14 protein-coding genes are annotated in these 19413 nt (G+C 63.3%); 6 read left to right on the top strand and 8 right to left on the bottom strand.

Features of this window, described 5'->3' with window-relative positions:
* Positions 1-117: 117 nt before the first annotated feature.
* The 5 genes from ACK6AU_RS15735 to ACK6AU_RS15715 are packed head-to-tail and all read right to left on the bottom strand — an operon-like array spanning position 118 to position 8443.
* Complete coding sequence (locus ACK6AU_RS15735) at positions 118-1530, bottom strand: ATP-binding protein (RefSeq protein WP_185701241.1); 1413 nt, start codon at positions 1528-1530, stop codon at positions 118-120.
* Positions 1530-3335, bottom strand: a complete 1806-nt coding sequence (locus ACK6AU_RS15730) for a DAHL domain-containing protein (RefSeq protein WP_409299933.1) — start codon at positions 3333-3335, stop codon at positions 1530-1532. The genes ACK6AU_RS15735 and ACK6AU_RS15730 overlap by 1 nt, the downstream gene beginning before the upstream one ends.
* Positions 3332-4318 (bottom strand): cytochrome-c peroxidase, encoded by a 987-nt coding sequence (locus ACK6AU_RS15725; protein ID WP_185701239.1) that lies wholly within the window; start codon positions 4316-4318, stop codon positions 3332-3334. The genes ACK6AU_RS15730 and ACK6AU_RS15725 overlap by 4 nt, the downstream gene beginning before the upstream one ends.
* Positions 4308-6188, bottom strand: a complete 1881-nt coding sequence (locus ACK6AU_RS15720; protein WP_409299931.1) for a putative bifunctional diguanylate cyclase/phosphodiesterase — start codon at positions 6186-6188, stop codon at positions 4308-4310. The genes ACK6AU_RS15725 and ACK6AU_RS15720 overlap by 11 nt, the downstream gene beginning before the upstream one ends.
* Positions 6185-8443: a diguanylate cyclase domain-containing protein gene (locus ACK6AU_RS15715; RefSeq protein ID WP_409299929.1), complete on the bottom strand. Its 2259-nt coding sequence runs from the start codon at positions 8441-8443 to the stop codon at positions 6185-6187. The genes ACK6AU_RS15720 and ACK6AU_RS15715 overlap by 4 nt, the downstream gene beginning before the upstream one ends.
* A gap of 227 nt (positions 8444-8670) precedes the next feature.
* Between ACK6AU_RS15715 and ACK6AU_RS15710 the strand changes: the two genes are divergently transcribed.
* Both ACK6AU_RS15710 and ACK6AU_RS15705 read left to right on the top strand, forming a co-directional pair.
* The gene (locus ACK6AU_RS15710; RefSeq protein ID WP_409299927.1) at positions 8671-10029 is read left to right on the top strand and encodes an HD domain-containing phosphohydrolase; all 1359 of its coding nucleotides are present in this window, start codon (positions 8671-8673) and stop codon (positions 10027-10029) included.
* A gap of 215 nt (positions 10030-10244) precedes the next feature.
* Positions 10245-10901 (top strand): ribonuclease T2 family protein, encoded by a 657-nt coding sequence (locus tag ACK6AU_RS15705; RefSeq protein ID WP_185701235.1) that lies wholly within the window; start codon positions 10245-10247, stop codon positions 10899-10901.
* Between the two features lie 45 nt (positions 10902-10946).
* Here ACK6AU_RS15705 and dapA read toward each other — a convergent pair whose 3' ends face one another.
* Positions 10947-11807, bottom strand: a complete 861-nt coding sequence (gene dapA, locus ACK6AU_RS15700) for a 4-hydroxy-tetrahydrodipicolinate synthase (protein WP_409299925.1) — start codon at positions 11805-11807, stop codon at positions 10947-10949.
* 600 nt (positions 11808-12407) lie between these two features.
* Here dapA and ACK6AU_RS15695 point away from each other — a divergent pair.
* Both ACK6AU_RS15695 and ACK6AU_RS15690 read left to right on the top strand, forming a co-directional pair.
* Complete coding sequence (locus ACK6AU_RS15695) at positions 12408-13973, top strand: PAS domain-containing methyl-accepting chemotaxis protein (RefSeq protein WP_185701233.1); 1566 nt, start codon at positions 12408-12410, stop codon at positions 13971-13973.
* 93 nt (positions 13974-14066) lie between these two features.
* On the top strand, positions 14067-14651 hold the full coding sequence (locus ACK6AU_RS15690; RefSeq protein WP_409299922.1) for a LysE family translocator: 585 nt from the start codon (positions 14067-14069) through the stop codon (positions 14649-14651).
* Here the strand turns inward: ACK6AU_RS15690 and ACK6AU_RS15685 are convergent.
* Both ACK6AU_RS15685 and ACK6AU_RS15680 read right to left on the bottom strand, forming a co-directional pair.
* Positions 14644-15480, bottom strand: a complete 837-nt coding sequence (locus ACK6AU_RS15685) for an AraC family ligand binding domain-containing protein (RefSeq protein ID WP_409299920.1) — start codon at positions 15478-15480, stop codon at positions 14644-14646. The genes ACK6AU_RS15690 and ACK6AU_RS15685 overlap by 8 nt on opposite strands.
* A gap of 47 nt (positions 15481-15527) precedes the next feature.
* Positions 15528-16031, bottom strand: coding sequence for a VOC family protein (locus ACK6AU_RS15680; protein WP_409299918.1), 504 nt, complete (start codon positions 16029-16031; stop codon positions 15528-15530).
* Between the two features lie 214 nt (positions 16032-16245).
* Here ACK6AU_RS15680 and ACK6AU_RS15675 point away from each other — a divergent pair, with 214 nt between their 5' ends.
* Entirely contained in the window at positions 16246-18333 is a 2088-nt protein-coding gene (locus ACK6AU_RS15675) for an EAL domain-containing protein (RefSeq protein ID WP_409299916.1), read from the top strand.
* A 90-nt stretch (positions 18334-18423) separates the two neighbouring features.
* Positions 18424-19398: a sensor domain-containing diguanylate cyclase gene (locus tag ACK6AU_RS15670; protein WP_185701228.1), complete on the top strand. Its 975-nt coding sequence runs from the start codon at positions 18424-18426 to the stop codon at positions 19396-19398.
* Positions 19399-19413: the final 15 nt, after the last annotated feature.

The raw sequence follows: 19413 nt of genomic DNA, 5'->3' as shown, positions 1-19413 counted from the left end.
ATACTGCCTATCGTCTCTAGGCAAGCGCGAGCTTCGTCGAACGCCGCGCGGGAGCCGCAGGGACGCGCTGGCGGGCCAGTTCGTCAGGGTGCCAGGCGGCGGGCCGTCTGCGAGGGGTCAGGCCGGATCGGCGGCAACGCCCTGGCGCACCGGCAGGACCACGCGGAAAGTGCTGCCGTGGCCCGGCTGGCTGTGGACGGTGATCCGCCCCCCGTGTTTCTTGACGATGCCGTAGGACAGCGATAGCCCCAGCCCGGTGCCCTGGCCGATGGGCTTGGTGGTGAAGAAGGGGTCGAAGATCTTCTGCAGGTGTTGCTCGTCGATGCCGGAGCCACTGTCGCTGACCTCCAGCCAGACCCACTGGTCCTCGACGCCGGTGCGCAGGGTGATGGTGCCGCGTTCCGGACCGATGGCCTGGGCGGCGTTGACCACCAGGTTCATCACCACCTGGTTGAGCTGCGAGGGCAGACACTCGATGTCCGGCAAGGGTTGGTACTCCTTGATCACATCGGCCTTGTACTTGATCTCGTTGGCGACGATGTTCAAGGTCGAGTCGATACCTTGTTGCAGATTCGCCAGTTGCCACTGCTGGTCGGTGTCGACGCGGGAGAAGTTCTTCAGGTCCTTGACGATCTGCTCCACCCGGCCGATGCCTTCCTTGGACTCCTTGATCAACTGCGGGATGTCCTGGCGAAGGAAATCCAGTTCGATGCTGTCGCGCAGGCTGCCCAGGCGCTGGCGCAGGGCCCCGTCGGCGATGGCCTCTTCGCTTTGCCGGTAGGCCTCGAGCATCTGGTCGATCTGTTCGAGGTATCCGGCCAGGCTGCCCAGGTTGGATGAAACGAAGCCAATGGGGTTATTGATTTCGTGGGCGACCCCAGCGGCGAGCTGGCCCAGGGACGCCAGTTTCTCGGATTGCACCAGTTGGTTTTCCAGCTGCTTGCGTTCGTCGATCTCCTGGCGCAGCGCCGCCCCGGCCCGTTCCAGGTCCTCGGTGCGCTGTTGCACCAGATGTTCCAGATGATCCATTTGCAACTGCGCCCGGGCAGTCATTTCCCATTTGCGGGTCAGGGTGCTGGCCAGTTGCTGGACTTCGATATTGTCGAATGGTTTCTTCAGGATCAGCAGCCGGTCGTAGCCTTGCAGGCGTTCCAGCAATTCTTCCCAGGAATAGTCGGAATAGGCGGTGCAGACCACCACTTGCAGGCGCTGGTCGCGCAGCCAGAGCTGTTCGATGGTCTGCGCCCCGTCCCAGCCCTGGGGCATGCGCATGTCGACGAAGGCCAGGGCATAGGGCCGCTGCTGCTCCATGGCTCGGCAAAGCTTGTCCAGGCCCTCCTGGCCACCATAGGCCGATTCCAGTTCGAAGGCCTGCTGGCGGCTCTTGCCCTGGCTGCCGAACAACTGGCTTTCGAGGTCGTCCAGGGCGTCGTTCGTAGCCGGCGCGGGAGTGAGGATCTTGCGAAAGTCCTCATGGATCGACGGGGTATCGTCGATGAGCAGGATACGGCGGTTGGTCAAGTCGTCCATTATTGGCCCTCGGCACTGATCAGGGGGATGTCCAGGGTGAAGGTGGCGCCGGTCCCCGGGCCATCGCTGTGTACGCTCAGTTGCCCATTCATCTCTATCGCGGCCAGGGCACAGCTGTGCAGGCCGAAGCCGTGGCCTTCCTTGCGAGTGGTGAAACCATGAACGAAGATCTTGGTCAGGTTCTGCGCGGTGATGCCTTCGCCTTCATCCTTGACCCGGATACGCAAAGTCCGCCCATCGACCACGTGGGCGCTCAGGGTCAGTTTGCGCGAGTGTTCGTCCAGGCTGGACATGGCGTACTTCGCATTGCTGATCAGGTTGATCAGGATGAGCAACAGGCGATGCTTGTCGCCCATGATCGGCGGCACATCGGCATAGTCGCGGATCACCGTGACCTGGTGACGAGTCAGGGCGCCGGAATTCATCCGCAGGGCATCGTCCATCAGGTCGGCTACCCGCAGGGGCTCGACCAGGCGCGAGGCCCCGGCGTAGGACTGCTGGGTGGCGACGATTTCCTTGATGTGGTCGACACTGCGGCTGAGCTGGGCCAGTTCCTCGCCCATGCTCTGCTGTTCGTCGGCAATGGCTACCACCAATTGGTTGAGGTAGCCGGGAAGCATCTTGCCTTTTTCGTCTTCACAGAAGAAACGCCCCAGGTCGTCGCTGTGCTGGTTGACCAGTTGCATGGCCTTGCCCAGTCCCAGGGCCTTGCTGCTACGCAGCTTGCGGCTGAGGATCTCGCTGGAGATATTGACGCTGTTGAGCACGTTGCCGACGTTGTGCAATACATTGGTAGCGATCTCCGCCATGCCGGCCTGGCGTGCGGTATCCAGCAGTTCGCTCTGGGTTTCCTTGAGCTCCCGGGTACGTTCCTCGACCCGCTGCTCCAGATGTTCGTTGGCGCTCTGCAAGTCGGTGTTGACCCGGCTGATCACGGCATAGCTGCGTATCAGGCGCAGGGCCAGGTACAGGATCAACAACACCAGGAGCACCGAGAACACCAGCAGGTACCGATGGGCCTTCTGGTCTTGTATATCCGCCTGCAACTGGTCGCTGTTGAGCAACACGGTGATGTCATCCAGGCGTTCGGCTACCGGGATCGAGGTGATCCGCTCGAGCAAATCGTTGACGATCGGCTGTTCCCGCAGGATGACCGAGACGTGGTTGCTGAGGATTTCCACCGGATCGTACATCGCCTCGGGCAGGCGTGCCTTGTTCACCGCCAGCTTGTTCAGGCCCACCAGGATGTCCGCCGCCTTGTCGTCGCTGGAGACCTGGGCGAACTCGAGGCTGCTGAGCAGCAAGTCATAGGTGTCGATCGCGATGTTCTGCTGGGGTATCCGTTGCTGGTCATCCAGGTCGGACAGTTGCCGCTGGATGTCATCCTCGGCACTGGGCAGGAAGGCCAGGGAGTTGCGCAGTATCGAGTTGTGCGACTTGAAGCGTTCAACCAGTTCGGCCTTTTCCCGGAAGGCCTGGAGAAACGCTTCCTGGCTGGTTTGCCAGGCTTGCAGGTTGCTGTGTGGCTGTTTGGAGACCTGATCGAACTGGCTCCAGAGCTGGTTGATCTGTTGCACCGGAGACACCAGTGGATCGTAGTTGTGGGTGATGGCGATCCGTGCCTTGAGCACTTCGGTTTCCCATTGGGCGTTCAACTGCTTGATGTGCCCGACCAAGTCCCGGGACAGGGTGTAGTTGGTCGATGGGTCCGTCACCATCTTCAGGTAGAAGAACCCGAGCGCCGTGACCAGTGTCCCGGCCAGCAGGATCAGCAATGTAGTGGGCAGGCGGCGAGATGCTTTCATAGGGGCTTGCCTTCCCATTCGCCGGTCAGGGTCTTGAGGAACTTGACGATCAGGCTGGTATCCAGGGGGTTTGGCGGGCGCCCCAGCTGGTACTTGAACATCACTTCCACGGCCTGTTCCAGGGTCTGGGCCGAACCGTCGTGGAAGTATGGCGCAGTGACTGCCACGTTACGCAGGCTGGGAACCTTGAAGACATTGCGGTCCTGCTCGTCGCCAGTGACCAAAAAGCGTCCCAGGTCAGCGTCGGTGGGCGAGCCCCGAGCGCCGAAATAGTCGCCCATCACACCGAACTTCTGGAACATATTGCCCCCGATATTCACCCCTTGGTGGCAAGCGATGCAGCCATAGTCCTTGAAGCGCTGGTAGCCATATTTCTCCTCCAGGCTGAGGATGTCGGTATTGCCCAGCAGGTACTGGTCGAAGCGTGAGTTGCGGCTCAGCAAGGTCCGCTCGTAAGTGGCCAGGGCGTTGCGCACGTTGGCCGCGGTGAGGGCATCCGGATAGAGCTGGGCGAAGGCTTGGCGATATTCCGGGGCCTGGTCCAGGGTCTGCAGCAGGCCCTCCCAGTTGTTGCCCATCTCGATGGGACTTTGCAGCACGCCGTCGATCTGCTCCTCGAGGGTTTCGGCACGGCCATCCCAGAACTGGCGGAAGTTCAGTGCAGCGTTGAACACGCTTGGGGCATTGACCCGGGTGAACTGGCCTTTGATGCCTGGTGACCTGGGCTGTCTGTCGGTGCCACCCAGGTCCAGGCGATGGCAGCTGGTGCAGGAACGGCTGTTATCCACCGACAGGCGCGGATCGTTGAACAACCGGCGGCCCAGTTCGACCCGCTGGGGATCCAGGTCGGGAGGCGGGGGCAGGGGCTTGAGAGGTTCATCCAGGGGCGCGGCCAGGGCAGGCAGGCTGCCCCAGGCCAACAGCAGGCCCAGCACGGTATGGACGAAGTACCGGCGGCTGGCCGGCAGGCATTCACTGGGCATGACCGGCCATCCATGGGCGCAACGCCCGGTTGTCGAGTAAACGGGCAAAATCTTCGGCCGGCAGGGCCTTGCTGAAATAGTAGCCCTGGCCTTCCTCGCAGCCTTGTTGCTGGAGGTACGCCAGCTGCTGTGCGGTTTCCACCCCTTCGGCGATGACGTTCAGGTTCAGGCTGCGCCCGAGGTTGATGACGGCGCCGACCAGGGCCGCGTCGCGGGGTTCGTGGCTCAAGCCCTGGACGAAGGATTGGTCGATCTTGAGCACATCCACTGGAAACTTGCGCAGGTAGCTCAGGCTTGAATAACCGGTGCCGAAATCATCGATGGCCAGACGTATCCCCATGGCCTTGATGGCTTGCAGGGTGGCCAGGGTCGTATCGACATTCTGCATCAGCACGCCTTCGGTGATCTCCAGCTCCAGCCATGCCGGGTCCAGCCCGCTGTCATCGAGCAGTACCCGGATGTGCTCGAGCAGGTGTGGCCGCCGGAAGTCGCTGGCCGACAGGTTCACCGACAGCCGGATGCGCTCCAGGCCTGCCCGTTGCCAGGCGCGGGCCTGGCCGATGGCCTCGCCCAATACCCAATGGCTGATGCGATTGATCAGGCCGCAGTCCTCGGCCACTGGAATGAATTGCGCGGGACTGATCCAGCCCTGCCGCGTGTCGTACCAGCGGATCAGCGCTTCGGCGCCCACCACTTCACCGGAGTCCAGATGGACCTTGGGCTGGTAGTGCAGCTGGAATTCCCCCTGTTCCAGGGCCAGGCGAATACCCGATTCCAGGCGCTGTTGTTCACGCGCGCGGAGGGTCATGTCCTCGGTGAAGAATGCGTAGCCGCCCAGCGCTTGATCCTTGCTGTTGCGCATGGCCATTTCGGCTTGCTTGATCAGGGCCAGGGTTTCCTGGCCATCCCCTGGGTAGAGGCTGATACCCAGGCTGGTGGTGACTCGCAGTTCGTGTCCGGCGATCTCGTGGGGCTGGTTGACCAGGGCCAGGATCTTCTGGGCGACGTTGTGTAAATGGGTCGGTTGCAGGGCGCAGATCAATACCACGAACTCATCGGAGCCATAGCGGAATACCGAGTCCGATTCACGCATGCCATGTTGCAGGCACTGGGCGATCCTTTGCAGCAGTTCATCGCCCGCCGGATAGCCCAGGGCATTGTTGATCCGCTTGAAACGGTCCAGGCCAAGGAACATCACCGCCAGTTCCTGCTCATAGCGCCGGGCGCGGGCCATGGCCTGGCCCAGGCGGTCGCCCAGCAGGACGCTCGACGGCAGCCCGGTGAGCAGGTCGTAATGCAACAGGTGCGAGACCCTGAGCAGTTCGGCAACCCGTTCTTCGATGGTTCGTTGCAGGTCGTCCAGCTTCTGCCGGGCATCCTGTGCCATCTGCCATTTCCAGGTCAGGGCGCTGGCCATCTGGCGAATCTCCAGGCTGTCGAAAGGCTTCTTCAGGATCAGCAACCGATCGCCGAACGCCAGGCGTTGGGCCATGGTCTCCCAGGAATAGTCCGAATAGGCCGTGCACAAGGCGATCTGCAGGTCCGGATCGGCTTGCCACAGTCGTTCGACGGTTTCCAGGCCGTCCCAGCCAGGAGGCATGCGCATGTCGGTGAAGGCCAGGGCGTATGGCCGTCCCTGCGCTACCGCCTGCTCAACCAGGTTCAAGGCCTCCTGGCCTTGGTAGGCCGAGTCCAGTTCGAACGCGAGGGGCGCCGGCGGGCGGGTGCCGAACAGTTCTCGTTCCAGACTGACCATGGACGCCTGGGGAATGGCGTCCGGGCAAAGGATCTTGCGAAAGTCCTCATGGATCCGCGGGGTGTCGTCGACGATCAAGATGCGGCGGTTGGATGGGGGGAAAGGTACCTTCATTCCTCATCCTCCTGTGGGAGCGGCGCTACCTTGTTTTTTTCCTTGAGCAACAGGATGGCTTGCTGCGGGCTGACCGCCTCGCTGAAATACAGGCTCTGTACGCTGGGCAACAGGCTTGGGGCAGGCGCGGCTGGTTGCTGAGGCGAAGGGGGAGCTCCTTCGGCGATGATGCCGATGTCCAGGTCCCGGGCGAAATTGACGATGGCCCGCAAGGTATTGGCGTAGCCCGGGTCTTGGGCGGCACCATTGATGAACCCATGGCCGAGCTTGAGATGATTGACCCGATAGGTCCTCAGGTAGTCGAACGAAGAATATTCGGTGCCGAAGTCGGCGATGGCGATCCTGACCCCCAGTTCGCGCAGTCTTGGCAATACATCGTTATGGGACCACTTGGTCTGGGCCAGGGTCGCTTCGGTGACATCGAAGCGCAGGTCCCAGGGCGCGATCCCCCATCGCGCGGTGGTACGCAATACATCGTAGATGAGCTCGGGCCCGCTCTTGAGCTGGGCCAGGGAGATCTTGAGCGCCATGACAGGTGGTGTCAGCCCCTCGGCGGACCACCTGTGCAGTTGCTGACAGGCGTGATCCAGGATCCAGCGTCCCAGGGCAATGATGGTTCCGGTCCTTTCCGCCACCGGTACGAAGTCAATGGCACGCAGCAGGCCTCGCCGCGGGTGTTTCCAGATGACTTGTGCCTCCATGCCCAGGACCCTGCCATCGTGCATGTCCAGTTCCGGTGCATATTGCAGCTCCAATTCATCGCCTTCGAGCGCCACGAGTAGTTCACTGGCGATGACCATGCGCTCGGCCACTTCCTGAGTAATGGCATGGGAGTGGAAATGATACTGGTTGCGGCCCAGTTCCTTGGCCCGGTACAGCGCCATGTCGGCCTGGCTCAACAGGCTGTCGGCGTCGAGGCTGGAAGGGGTGTAGCTGCTGATGCCGAGACTGGCCGAGATGTGCACGGAATTACCGGACAAGCTGTAGGGAGCCTGCAGCGCATCGAGGATATTGCCGGCCATGGCGGCCGACTGGGTCGGATCGCCGACGTCCAGTTGCAAGATGGCGAACTCATCGCCACCCAGGCGCGCCACCACATCGTTTTCCCGCACGGTATAGCGGATGCGGCGGGATACTTCCTGCAACAGCTGGTCGCCCACCGGATGGCCCAGGGTGTCGTTGATCCGCTTGAAGTGATCCAGGTCCAGGTAGAACACCGCGAAGGCTGGCGCACCACGCCGGGCCGCGGCGAATGCCTGGTGCAGGCGCTCGATCAGGGTGGCGCGGTTGACCAGGCCCGTGAGCGCATCGGTACGGGCCAGTAGTGCCATCTTTTCTTCGGCCTGCCGGCGTTCGGTGATGTCGAGGATGATGCCCTCGATCTCCAGGAGCCGGCCATCCAGGTCGCGGACCGGGACATAACGGTTCTCGACCCAGCGCCAGTCGCCTTGTCCGGTACGCAGGCGAAATTCGATCGAGGAGCCCTGGGCGTGGCGGTCGAGGACCCGGGCCATGGCGGCATCGACATTGGGCTGGTCATCCGGGTGGATCAGGGCTTGGGCCCAGTCGGCCGCGCCCACCAGGTTGCTGGCGCGATGGCCGTAGCGGGTGATGTTGTGGGAGATATACATCAGGGGAAACGATGGCTCGCCGCGCAGCCGGTAGAGAATCGTCGGGCTGTTCTGCACGATGATGTTGGCGTTGGACAGCTCCCTGGTACGTTCGCTTACCGCTTGTTCCAGTTCTTCCATCTTGAGCGCGGCATCCTCGGTCATTTGCCATTTCACCGTGAGGGTGTTGGCCATTTGCCGGATCTCGATGGCGTCAAAGGGTTTCTTCAAGATCAGCAGACGGTCGCCCAGCGCCAGCCGCTGGTCGATGTCTTCCCAGGAATAGTCCGAATAGGCGGTACAAAGCGCTACTTGCAGTTTCGGATCGGCTTGCCACAGCCTGGCAATGGTTTCCAGGCCATCCCAGCCCGGCGGCATGCGCATGTCGATGAAAGCCATGGCGTAGGGCCTGCCCGCGGCGAGCGCGGCCTCGAGCTTTACCAGGGCTTCCTGCCCCTGGAACGCCGAATCCATTTCGAAGCACTGCGCGGGCCTGTTGCCCGATGGGCCGAACAGCAGGGCCTCGGCTGCATCCAGAGGGCCCTGCGGCGCGTTGCACAGGATCTTGGCGAAGTCGTCGTGGATCGACCGGGTATCGTCGACGATGAGTACCCGGCGATTGATCCGTGTACAGGGCGTAATCATGCGGCAGCGCTCGCCGATCCACGTCCACATCCGCAACCCAACGGGATCATCCTTTTCCCCTCATCATGGACCTGTTCGCCGGACACCCGAACTCGGCGTATGGAGCATAGTTAGCTCGCCGTCATTTCGCCTGTGGTTGGCATGGCCGGTGGGGAAAAATCATCTAGCCTTGTCGAAGGCGGGCCACAGGGGGCGGTCCGCCCCCACCTCTTTGCTCGAGAACAGCCATGGAAGAACAACCAGCCCTGACCCCGGCCGAGCGGCCAAGAGTGCTCCTGGTCGATGATGAAGAGCCGATTCTCAACAGCCTGCGTCGCTTGTTGCGCGGCCAGCCTTATGAAGTACTGCTGGCCAACAGTGGGGCCCAGGCCCTGGATATCCTGGCGCGGCAGCCCGTGGACCTGGTGATGAGCGATGCGCGCATGCCCGGCATGGACGGTGCCACGCTCCTGGCGAAGGTGCGCGAGGGCCACCCGGCCACCCGGCGCATCCTGCTGACCGGCTATGCCGACCTGGACACCATCGTCAAGGCCGTCAACGAAGGCCAAATCCATCAGTACCTGAACAAACCCTGGAACGACCAGGAGCTGTTGCTGGTATTGCGCCAGAACCTGCAGTACCAGCAGGCCGAGCGGGAACTCAAGCGCTTGCAGCAGCGAGTGCTGGAGCAGAACCGCGAGCTGAAGGCCAACAACGCCACCCTGGAGCAACGGGTGGCCGCGCGGACCGCGGAGTTGCAGCAGACCGCGGACATGCTGGACCTGGCCTACGAAGAGCTCAAGCACAGCTACGTGACCGCAACCGAGGTGTTTTCCTTGTTGGCCAACCTGCGTCTTCCGGCGGACAAGCAGACCAACCGCAAGATCATCGAGCTGGTCAGGGCCTGCTGCAAGGATCGTGGCCTGGACGAAGCCGCGAGTCGCGACCTGACCATGGCCGCCGCTCTCTACAACATCGCCAAGCTGGGCTGGAGCGATGCCATGCTGACCGCACCGGCGGACCTGCTGCGCCATTCCGAGCAAGAGCGCTACCGGGCCTATCCGGGACAGAGTGAAACGCTGTTGATGGCCCTGGAACCGATGCAGGATGCCGCCCGGCTGATCTTGCATCACCAGGAGCGCTGGGACGGCAGCGGTTTTCCCCAGCATCTCAAGGGCGAAGCCATTCCCTGGGGCGCGCGACTGCTGAAGCTGGCTGTGGATTTCATTGAGCTGCAGTCCGGGCTGGTCCTGGAGCGCCACTTGAACAGCGACGAGGCCTTGTTGTTCATCCGCAAATATGCCGGCCGCCTGTACGACCCGAACCTGGTGGAGGATTTCGTCCGGGTGTGCGCGGCCTATCTCGACGACGTGACGGTCGATGACCCGACGGTGAAGGTCCTGGGGACCCGTGAGTTGAAGGGCGGCATGATCCTGCGACGCAACCTGAATGCCGACAATGGCATGTTGCTGCTCAATGCCGGCAAGGTGCTGAGCGAACCCCTGGTGCAGAAACTCATCGCCTTCGAGGCCATGGAGGGCGCGCGGTACAGCGTTTTCGTCCAGGAGCCGGATCCATCGGCGAGCGCGAAGAACCTCTCTCCCTAACCGCGGATCTTGCGCTCGACCCTGGGTTGCCGTCCTGCTTTCGTCCGGGTTCGCTGGTATCTTGGCGCGCCGACGCTGACCGGCTATCCGGGGGCGCCTTGGCGTTCCTGTCATGTTCCTGCAACGCCTGCGTGCCAATAAGGATCCGCCCTGTTGGATCGGCAGCGTCCCGCAATCCGGGCAGGGACACGTCTGTTTTTCAAGGAGAGGTCACGATGAGAAAGTTTTTCACCCTGCTGGCAGCCCTGGCGCTGACCCTGGGGATGGTGGGGGTCAGCGACGCGCGTTCGCCCAAGCAGCAACGCGATTCGGTAGCCGGCAGCTTCGACTACTACTTGCTGAGCCTGTCCTGGTCGCCGACCTTCTGCCTGATGCATCCGGACAACGAGCAGTGCTCGGGCAAGGGCTACGGGTTCGTCCTGCATGGCCTGTGGCCGCAATATGCCCGGGGCGGCTGGCCGCAATCGTGTCCCCCCTTGACCCAGCTCAACCGCGAGGAAATCGCCAAGGGCCTGACCCTCTTCCCTACCGAGAAGCTGCTCAAGCATGAGTGGAGCAAGCACGGTACCTGCAGTGGCCTGGGTGCCATGGGTTACCTGGATAAGGCCGACCAGGCCCTGGGCAAGGTGAAGATTCCCGAGACCCTGCAACCCTCCACCAGCGTGCGCTACTACGAGGCGGCGGAAATCGCCCAGCAGTTGCGCCAGAGCAACCCGGGCATCACTGAAAATGGCGTGGCGGTCCTGTGCAGCGGGCCGGAGCTGTCTGAAGTGCGGGTGTGCCTGGGCAAGGACCTGGAGTTCGCCGACTGCGGTAAGGGCGTGAAGACCCAGTGCCGCTCCGGGCAGATCCGCGTTCCTCCGGTGCGCTGAACGGCCTGCCGGCTCCTGCCGCGAGGGCTGGAGCCGGTTTGCGGGCTACAAGGCGGCCAGCAGGCGCTGCAGGTGCTCGGCGGTTGCTGCGCTGCAATCCTCCATCGGTGCCCGCAACTGTGCTTCGAGCAATCCCTGATGGGCCAGCAAGGCCTTGACCGGCGCCGGATTGGGCTCGCTGAACAAGCCCTGGATCAACGGTGCCAGGCGCATGAAGGTGGCGCGGGCGGCGTCCAGCTGCTGGTCCACCACCTGGCGTTGCAACTGCACGAACAAGTCCGGGCGGATATGCGCCGAGGCGGCGATCGCGCCGCTGGCGCCCAGGCAGAGCGCGTTGAACAGTTGCAGGTCTTCGCCGCACAGCACCTGCGCTTCACCGCTGGCCAGCACGGCCAGGGTCTTGTCCAGGTTGCCGCCACAGTCCTTGACCGCCGCGACCTGCGGGTGGCGGATGATCGCCAGCAACGTCTGCTGGTTCAGGGCCACGCCGGTGCGATACGGGATGTCGTAGATGATCAGCGGCACGCTGGACGCATCGGCCACGTAGCCGAAGAAGCTTTCCAGGGCGGCCTGGGAGGGGCGGATGTAGTAGGGCGCCGGCACCAGGAGGCCGGCCACCGGACGTTCCAGGATGCGTTGTTGCAGGTCCAGCAGGGCCGGCAGGTTGTTGCCCGCCAGCCCCATGAGCACTTTCCCGGCAGGCGCCAGTTCCAGCAGGGCGTCGAGCACCGCCAGTTGTTCGGCCTTGTCCAGGGCGGCGGCTTCACCGGTGGTGCCGCAGGCTACCAGTCCGGCCACGCCGCTCTCCAGCAGGTGGGCGGCGAGGCGGCGCAGGGCGGCGAAATCGATGGCGCCGTGGCGAAAGGGCGTGACGATGGGGACCCAGATACCTTGAAACGATGACATGCATATTCTCCTGATGCTTGACCGTCGGGTCGTCGTCAGAAGAGTAGAGGGGCGGTCGGCAAGGGGGTGTTCCGTGGCGAGGTCCTGTCAGCTCATCTGACGGGACACAGCGCCCCGGTCACATGAGCGGCTGTTTCTTCGATTTGCGGCTGCAGGCCATCCACGCCGGGGCCTTGGCAACTTGGCCAATGGCGCGCGGAGCGTGGAAGGTGGCGTGGGGCATGGTGGTGGCCGGCTCGCAAACAAGGCGCCCAGTTTCAATAACCGTCCGGCGTTTTGTCAATCCTCCCCGGGTGCGACGCAGGGTCCCGGGACCAGGCTTGTGCTACACCATCACGAAGCTTTCTCAGAAAGGTTTTCAGTTGCCAGGCTATGTATTGATCCACGTCAAGGATTTTGCAGATTGTTGCCGGATCGTTCCTGCCTCCACCGCGTATTCGATAGCGCTCACCAAGCCGCTATCTACACTCGACTCCACCGGCGCCGACTGCCGGGGAAGTCCTGCCGGGGGCAGGAGCAGTCTTCGAGTCATCGCAGGATGCGCAGTTGCGGTTCGATCATGACGGGCAATCAACAGACTTCCTGCGAGGTTTTTTCAAGGTGAAGAACAATCTCCCAGTGACCCAGCGCGAGCGGGTGTTCCCCGCCGAGCAGCGGCTCATCTCCGCCACCGACTCCCACGGCAAGCTGACCTACTGCAACGACGAGTTCGTCGAGGTCAGCGGTTTCACCCGCGAACAACTGATCGGCAGCCCGCACAACATCGTGCGCCACCCGGACATGCCGCCGGCGGTGTTCGCCCACATGTGGTCCTACCTCAAGGACGGCAAGAGCTGGATGGGCATCGTCAAGAACCGCTGCCAGAACGGCGACCACTATTGGGTCAATGCCTATGTCACGCCGATTTTCAGCGCGGGGGTGATCACCGGCTACGAGTCGGTGCGGGTCAAGCCCGAGCGCGAGCAGGTCGAGCGGGCCGCAGCCCTCTACCAGCGCATGCGTGGCGCCGACATGGCCATGCCCTGGAGCCAGCGGCTGCTGGTGGCTGGCGAGATCCTGCTACCGCCGCTGCTCGCCCTGGCCGCCATTGCCCTGGCCAGCTGGCTGGGTGGACCCTGGGCCGGATTGGCTTGCGCCGTGGCCGGGCTGTTCGCCGTGCAGGCCCATGGCGCCTATCGCACCCGGCGGCTGTTGGCGCGCATCAGCGCGGTGTCCCTGGGCAGCTTCGATAGCGAACTGATTGCCCGCACCTATACCGACGAGCGTGGGCCGGTAGCGCGCCTGCAGATGATCCTGATCAGCGAGGCGGCGAAGATCCGTACCGCCCTGAGCCGCCTCGGGGACTATGCCAACCAGGCCGCGGAGCTGGCTTCCACCAGCCAGAACCTGTCGCGCCAGGCGGAGTCGGCCCTGGGCAAGCAGCGTGACGAGGCGGACATGGCGGCCACGGCGATGAACCAGATGGCGGCGTCCATCGCCCAGGTCTCGGTGCATGTGCAGGACACCGCCTCGGCGGCCGACCGGGTCAACGAGCTGACCCATGTCGGTTCCGAGGAAGCCCGGCGGACCCGGGTCATGATCGAGAAACTGGCCGCTACCGTGGACACGGTCAGCCAGTCGGTCCAAGGCCTGGCCAATGAAACCCAGTCGATCCAGCTGGCGGCGAACATGATTCATTCCATTGCCGAGCAGACCAACCTCTTGGCGCTCAACGCCGCCATCGAGGCCGCGCGCGCCGGCGAGCAGGGCCGCGGCTTCGCGGTGGTGGCCGACGAGGTGCGGGCCTTGGCGTCCAAGACCCGGGAGTCGACCCAGAGCATCCAGCAGATCATCGCCACCTTGCAGGAGGTGGCCAGCCAGGCGGTGGAAGTGGCGCGCCAGGGCAGCGTCGAGGCGCGGTCCGGGGTGGCCCAGGTCATCAGTACCGAGCAGGCCCTGGATGGCATCAATACGGCGATGGAGCGCATCCAGCAGATGAGCCAGCAGATGGCCGCCGCTTCCGAGCAGCAGGCCCATGTGGCCGAGGAGATTTCCGGGCAGATCACCAATATCGCCCGGGTCTCGGACCAGAACGCAGATATCGCCGTGCACTCCTGCAGCATCGGCGGCGACCTTGAGTCCACGGCCCATGAGCTCAATGCCCTGGTCACGCGTTTCAATAGCTGAACGACGATTGCAGGGTTGTTTTCTTCAATACGTGATGTTGCTCGCTTCGTAACCTGTCGGCGGTCGATTCGATCCGGACAAGAGAGGCGAGAGATGAGCGTAGTGTTTTCCATGGCGGCCTTTGCCCTGGCCGCATCCATTACCCCGGGGCCGGTGAATATCCTGGCCCTGGGCAGCGGGGCCCGTTTCGGTTTCAAGGCCAGCCTGGGCCACGTCGCTGGCGCGACCCTGGGCTTTACCTTGCTGCTGGTACTGACGGGCCTGGGGTTGAACGAACTGTTGCGCCAGTGGCCGGTGCTGACCCAGGGCATCCGCCTGTTTGGCGTGGCGTTCCTGCTGTACATGGCCTGGAAGCTGGTGCGGGATGATGGTCGAGTGGCTGCCGACGGTCAGGTCCGCGCACCTTCGGCCTGGTACGGCGCCCTGATGCAGTGGCTCAATCCCAAGGCCTGGCTGGCTTGCGTGGCTGGCATCGGGGCGTTTGCCGCCGACGGCGATACGCGGCTGGTCTGGCTGTTCGCCGCGGTGTATCTCGTTATCTGCTACCTGTCGATTGCCTGCTGGGCCTATGCCGGCAGTTTCCTGCGCCACTACCTGGACAATCCTGCGGGCATGCGCCTGTTCAACCGCAGCATGGCGGCGTTGCTGGCCCTCAGTGCGGCGTACCTGTTTACCTGAGGCCCTGCTGGTACTGCCCGGGGGTTGCGGCCAAGTGCTGCTTGAACGCCCGCTGGAAGTGCGCCTGGTCGGCGAAACCGGCCTCCAGGGCCGCCTCGGCGATCGATGCGCCGCTGCGCAGGCGGGCCTGGGCGAACTGCACTCGCTGGTTGACCAGGTAGGCATGGGGCGGCATGCCGAACTGCTGGCCAAAGGCGCGGGTCAAGTAGGAGGCCGAGAGCTCGGCGGCCTGGCAGATATCTTCCAGGGCCAAGGGCTGGGTGCAGTGTTGGCGGATGTAGCGGGCGGCCCGTTCGAGCTTTTCGTTGCTGTCCCGGGGGCGGCTGTCGACCGGGTTCAGGCGCTGGTGCAGGTCGCTGAAGAATGCCACCGCACAGCGGTGCTTGTGCAGGGCATCGCCGCGTTCGTCCACCAGGACCTGGTACAGCGTCTCGAGCTCGGCAAACAATTGCGGGTCGTCGCTGTGGGGGGTACTGAACGGACGAAAGCCCGAAGCCGCATCGAAGCCCAGCTCATGCTGCAAGGCGGTCAGCCAGGGAGTGTCGACGTAGAGCATGCGATAAGACCAGGGCTGGTCGTCGATGGGGTTGCAGGCATGCACCACGCCGGGGTTCATCAGCACCACGGTGCCGGCACCGATCTGCCACTGTTCGCCTTCACTGAGGTAGGTGCTCTGGCCCGCGGTGATGCAGCCGATGGAGAACTGCTCATGGGCATGGCGGTTGTAGCAGACCTTGCGTCCATCGGCGATGGACCGGGCCTCGATGAAGGGCAGGGCCGGGTCGCGCCAGAAACGCGGGGCGATGTCAGGGTGCAGGGCGCTCTTCATCAGGGTCGTCCATTGTCCAGGGTGCCGGCGATTGTAGAGGGGATGGCTCAGGATTTGCCATCGAAGGCGCGCTGCAGGCGCTGGATATCCAGTTTCTTCATGCCCAGCAGGGCTTGCATCACCCGTTGCGAACGGCTCGGGTCGGGGTCGCACATCATCTGCGCCAGGACCTGCGGCACAATCTGCCAGGACAGGCCGAAGCGGTCCTTGAGCCAGCCGCATTGCTGGGCCTGTGGCGGGCCGCCAAAGCCCAGGGCGTTCCAGTAGTGGTCCAGTTCGGCCTGGCTCCGGCAATGCACCTGCAGCGATACCGCCTCGTTGAAGGTGAAGGCCGGACCGCCGTTGAGCGCTGTAAAGGCCTGGCCGTCGAGTTCGAACACCACGCTCATCACCGAGCCCTCGGCACGGCCATGGAACTCGAAGCCGGCCTTGCCGTAGTGACTCACATGAGTGATGTGCGAGCGCTCGAAGACCGTGCAGTAGAACTGCGCCGCCTCCTGGGCCTGGTGGTCGAACCACAGGCAGGGTGTGATGGTCTGGATACGCTGCATGCTGGCGCCCCTTTGTCGACTGCTGCCCCTTGAACAAGCGTAGCCAAGCCCTGGCCGGGCACGGGCGATTGAATGCTTGCTGATACGGGTTTCTTCAGTGGTATCTTCGCTATCAGCCTCGAGCGGTCATAGAACGCCGCCGTGCGGGGGGGAAGCGCTACCTGAAATGCCTGCCGGTAGCAGGTCGGTAGTGACTGCAAGGGAGGGGAAGCTGATGCGCCTGCCGCGACTCAAGCTGTTTTTCACCCATCGCCTGGCGCTCCTGGCAGGGGCCGAGGCTTTGCGTTCGATCCGCGAGGGCCTGCTCTGGCTACTGCCGTGCCTGCTGGTTTCGGCGGTGCTGCTGATACTCGCCCAGTGTGTAGAGGCCCTCGGAGCTCCGCGGGCGGTGGTGGAACTGCTGACGGGGCTACACGATCGCATCAGCTCGATCATTCCCTTGCTGGTCGCGGCTTCCATCGGCTACATGCTGGCGATCCAGCATCGTCTGCCGCAGCTTCCCGTGGCCTTTCTCTGCCTGTCCCATGTGGTGATCGCCACCTACGTGTTGCGCGATTACCCGCTGGCGGCGGCGACGTTCGTGCTGTTCATCGCCATCGCCTCGCCACTGGTCAATGTTCCGATCATCGGCTGGCTGCACCGTCGACGCTGGACCCGGCTGATCGCCGAGGACCTGGTGGGCTACAACCTGCAGAGCACCATCAATATGGTGCTGCCGGGGATCGTCACTTCGCTGTTGCTGGTACTGGTGCTGCAACTGTTGCTGCAGATCCAGGAGTTTGCCTATATCCAGCGGCCGCTGGACCTCGACGAGCTGGGCAGTCCCTACCTGGGTGGGATGTTGCTGACGGCCAGCAATTCGCTGCTGTGGTTCTTCGGGATCCATGGCAGTCACGCCATGCAGCCATTCATGGACGTGATGGATCAGGCGGTGTCGCTCAATGCCCTGGACCAGGCGGTTGGGCGTCCTGTGCGCTATGCCCTCAACAGCGGCTTGCTGGGCTGTTTCGCCTTCATCGGTGGCTCTGGCGGTTCCTTGGCGCTGATCCTGGCGATCCTGGGTTTTTCTCGCAATCGCTCGATGCGCCTGTTGGCCCTGGCCAGCCTGGGGTTGTCGCTGTTCAACATCAACGAGCTGCTGTTGTTCGGCCTGCCGATCATCCTCAACCCGAGATTGCTGATGCCATTCATGCTGGTGCCCATGGTCAACGTCAGCCTGGCGTTGCTGGTGGTCCAGCAGGGGTGGGTGCGCCCGGCACTGGTGGAGGTGCCCTTCACCTCGCCGGTACTGCTCAATGCCTACCTCAGTACCCAGGGCGATTGGGGCGCGGTGTTGTTGCAACTGGTGCTGCTGGGGATCGGTACGCTGATCTACATTCCCTATATCCGCAGTATCCAGTACCAGGGCGAAGGCGCCGAGCAGGTCTACCTGAAGACCTTCGACACCACCTTTCATGGCCTGGAAGAGCGGGGCCGCCTGTTCGAACTGGACCCGATGGTGACCTCCTATCGGCAAGCGGCCCAGCAGTCCTTGCAATTGGCGCGAATCCAGCAGTTGAGCGAATACGACTTTCACCTGGAGTACCAGCCGCAGGTGGACAAGGACAGTGGCCGTTGCACCGGGTGCGAGGCGTTGATCCGCGCTCGGGACCGCGATGGCCAGGTGCGCTCGCCCTGGGAGTTGCTGCAGTGGCTGGGGCAGGCCAGGTTGATGCCCGAGGTGGATTTCTGGGTCGCTTCCCAGGCGGTACGCCAGCATCAGGCCTGGCGTCGCGAGGGCTTCGAGCTGCCGATCACGATCAATATCTCCAGTGCCACCCTGGCGTCGGCGGAGCATGGTCGGCGCCTGCTGGAGATCCTTGCCCGAGCTGGTGGCCAGGTGTCGGTGGAAATCACCGAGGATGCCCTGGTGGGCGATGCGCTGTTGACCCAGCGCTGGATCGGGCAACTGCATGCGCTGGGGGCACGGGTCTACATCGATGATTTCGGTACCGGTTTTTCCGCCTTGAGCTATTTGCACCAGTTTGCGGTGGATGGGATCAAGATCGACCGCAGCTTCGTTCTTGCCCAATGCGAGCCCAAGGGTGCACTGGTACTCAATGGCCTGCTGCGTTTTTGCGAGACCCTGGATCTCAAGGTGGTGGTGGAGGGCGTGGAGACAGGCGAGCAGCTGGATTTCCTGCATTCAAGCTCGGAGTTGGTGATCCAGGGGTGGTACTACAGCAAGTCGCTGCCCGCCCGGCAGCTCCCCGAGTTCGTCAAGCAGCGGGCGCAGGATGCCATGGCGGCCCGCGGTACGTGAGCGGGCGCGTTATCGCCTGGCGACAGCTCTGGCCCAGGCACTGGCCATTTTGGACTACGCTTGCCGTCTTAGCCGCGAATGGAGTCAGCTATGTTGTACCCAAGCAAACCGAACAATGAGGCCCTGCGAATCCAGACCCTGCGGGCGCTCAATGTCCTCGACACGCCGCCGGAGGAACGGTTCGACCGCCTGACCCGCCTGGCCAAGCGCCTGTTCAACGTGCCTATCGCCCTGGTCAGCCTGGTGGATGGCGATCGCCAGTGGTTCAAGTCCTGCATGGGCCTGGAGGCCAGCGAGACGGCGCGGGATATCTCGTTTTGCGGGCACGCGATCCTTGGCGACCAGATCCTCACGGTCTGCGATGCCGAACAGGACATGCGTTTCCATGACAATCCGCTGGTGGTGGGCGACCCCGGGATCCGCTTCTACGCCGGTTGCCCGCTGACGGTGGCCAACGGCAGCAAGCTGGGCACCTTGTGCCTGATCGACGTCAAGCCCCGGGACCTGGACGACGAGGAACGGGCGCTGCTGCGGGACCTGGCGCGCATGGCCGAGCAGGAGCTGGCGGCCGTGCAGATGGCCAGCATGGATGAGCTGACCCTGCTGTCCAACCGCCGTGGTTTCGAGGCCCTGGCCCGGCACGCGCTGGGCGTCTGCAGGCGCCTGGAGAAACCGGCGACGCTGCTGTTCTTCGATCTCAATGATTTCAAGCAGATCAACGACACCTATGGCCATGCCGAGGGCGACGGGGCATTGAAGACCTTCGCCGATGTGCTGCGTATCGCCTTTCGTGAGAGCGATGTGATCGGCCGCTTGGGCGGCGATGAGTTCGTGGCGTTGTTGACCGCCGCCGATCATGTGGAAACCTCGAACATCATGGCCCGATTGCGCGAGATCCTCGATGAACGCAACGCCACGTTGAAGCGCGGCTACGACATTCGCTTCAGCGTTGGCCAGATCGAATACAACGCCGAGCGCCATCCGGACGTGGAGGCGCTGCTGGCCGATGCCGACAAGGCGATGTACCTGCAAAAGCAGGCCAGCAAGCGCCAGCATCGAGACTGATCGGCAGGCAGTGGC

The organism is Pseudomonas sp. KCJK8993 (assembly GCF_046230915.1).
GTDB lineage: Bacteria > Pseudomonadota > Gammaproteobacteria > Pseudomonadales > Pseudomonadaceae > Aquipseudomonas > Aquipseudomonas piscis.
This window is presented reverse-complemented; position numbering and strand designations above follow the sequence as displayed.

What these genes read in the sequence shown, in the direction of transcription:
- ACK6AU_RS15735 (WP_185701241.1), bottom strand. Translation starts at nt 1,530, where the DNA reads ATGGACGACTTGACCAACCGCCGTATCCTGCTCATCGACGATACCCCG.
- ACK6AU_RS15705 (WP_185701235.1), top strand. Translation starts at nt 10,245, where the DNA reads ATGAGAAAGTTTTTCACCCTGCTGGCAGCCCTGGCGCTGACCCTGGGG.
- ACK6AU_RS15720 (WP_409299931.1), bottom strand. Translation starts at nt 6,188, where the DNA reads ATGAAGGTACCTTTCCCCCCATCCAACCGCCGCATCTTGATCGTCGAC.
- ACK6AU_RS15715 (WP_409299929.1), bottom strand. Translation starts at nt 8,443, where the DNA reads ATGATTACGCCCTGTACACGGATCAATCGCCGGGTACTCATCGTCGAC.
- ACK6AU_RS15690 (WP_409299922.1), top strand. Translation starts at nt 14,067, where the DNA reads ATGAGCGTAGTGTTTTCCATGGCGGCCTTTGCCCTGGCCGCATCCATT.
- ACK6AU_RS15685 (WP_409299920.1), bottom strand. Translation starts at nt 15,480, where the DNA reads ATGAAGAGCGCCCTGCACCCTGACATCGCCCCGCGTTTCTGGCGCGAC.
- ACK6AU_RS15680 (WP_409299918.1), bottom strand. Translation starts at nt 16,031, where the DNA reads ATGCAGCGTATCCAGACCATCACACCCTGCCTGTGGTTCGACCACCAG.
- dapA (WP_409299925.1), bottom strand. Translation starts at nt 11,807, where the DNA reads ATGTCATCGTTTCAAGGTATCTGGGTCCCCATCGTCACGCCCTTTCGC.
- ACK6AU_RS15675 (WP_409299916.1), top strand. Translation starts at nt 16,246, where the DNA reads ATGCGCCTGCCGCGACTCAAGCTGTTTTTCACCCATCGCCTGGCGCTC.
- ACK6AU_RS15710 (WP_409299927.1), top strand. Translation starts at nt 8,671, where the DNA reads ATGGAAGAACAACCAGCCCTGACCCCGGCCGAGCGGCCAAGAGTGCTC.
- ACK6AU_RS15730 (WP_409299933.1), bottom strand. Translation starts at nt 3,335, where the DNA reads ATGAAAGCATCTCGCCGCCTGCCCACTACATTGCTGATCCTGCTGGCC.
- ACK6AU_RS15670 (WP_185701228.1), top strand. Translation starts at nt 18,424, where the DNA reads ATGTTGTACCCAAGCAAACCGAACAATGAGGCCCTGCGAATCCAGACC.
- ACK6AU_RS15725 (WP_185701239.1), bottom strand. Translation starts at nt 4,318, where the DNA reads ATGCCCAGTGAATGCCTGCCGGCCAGCCGCCGGTACTTCGTCCATACC.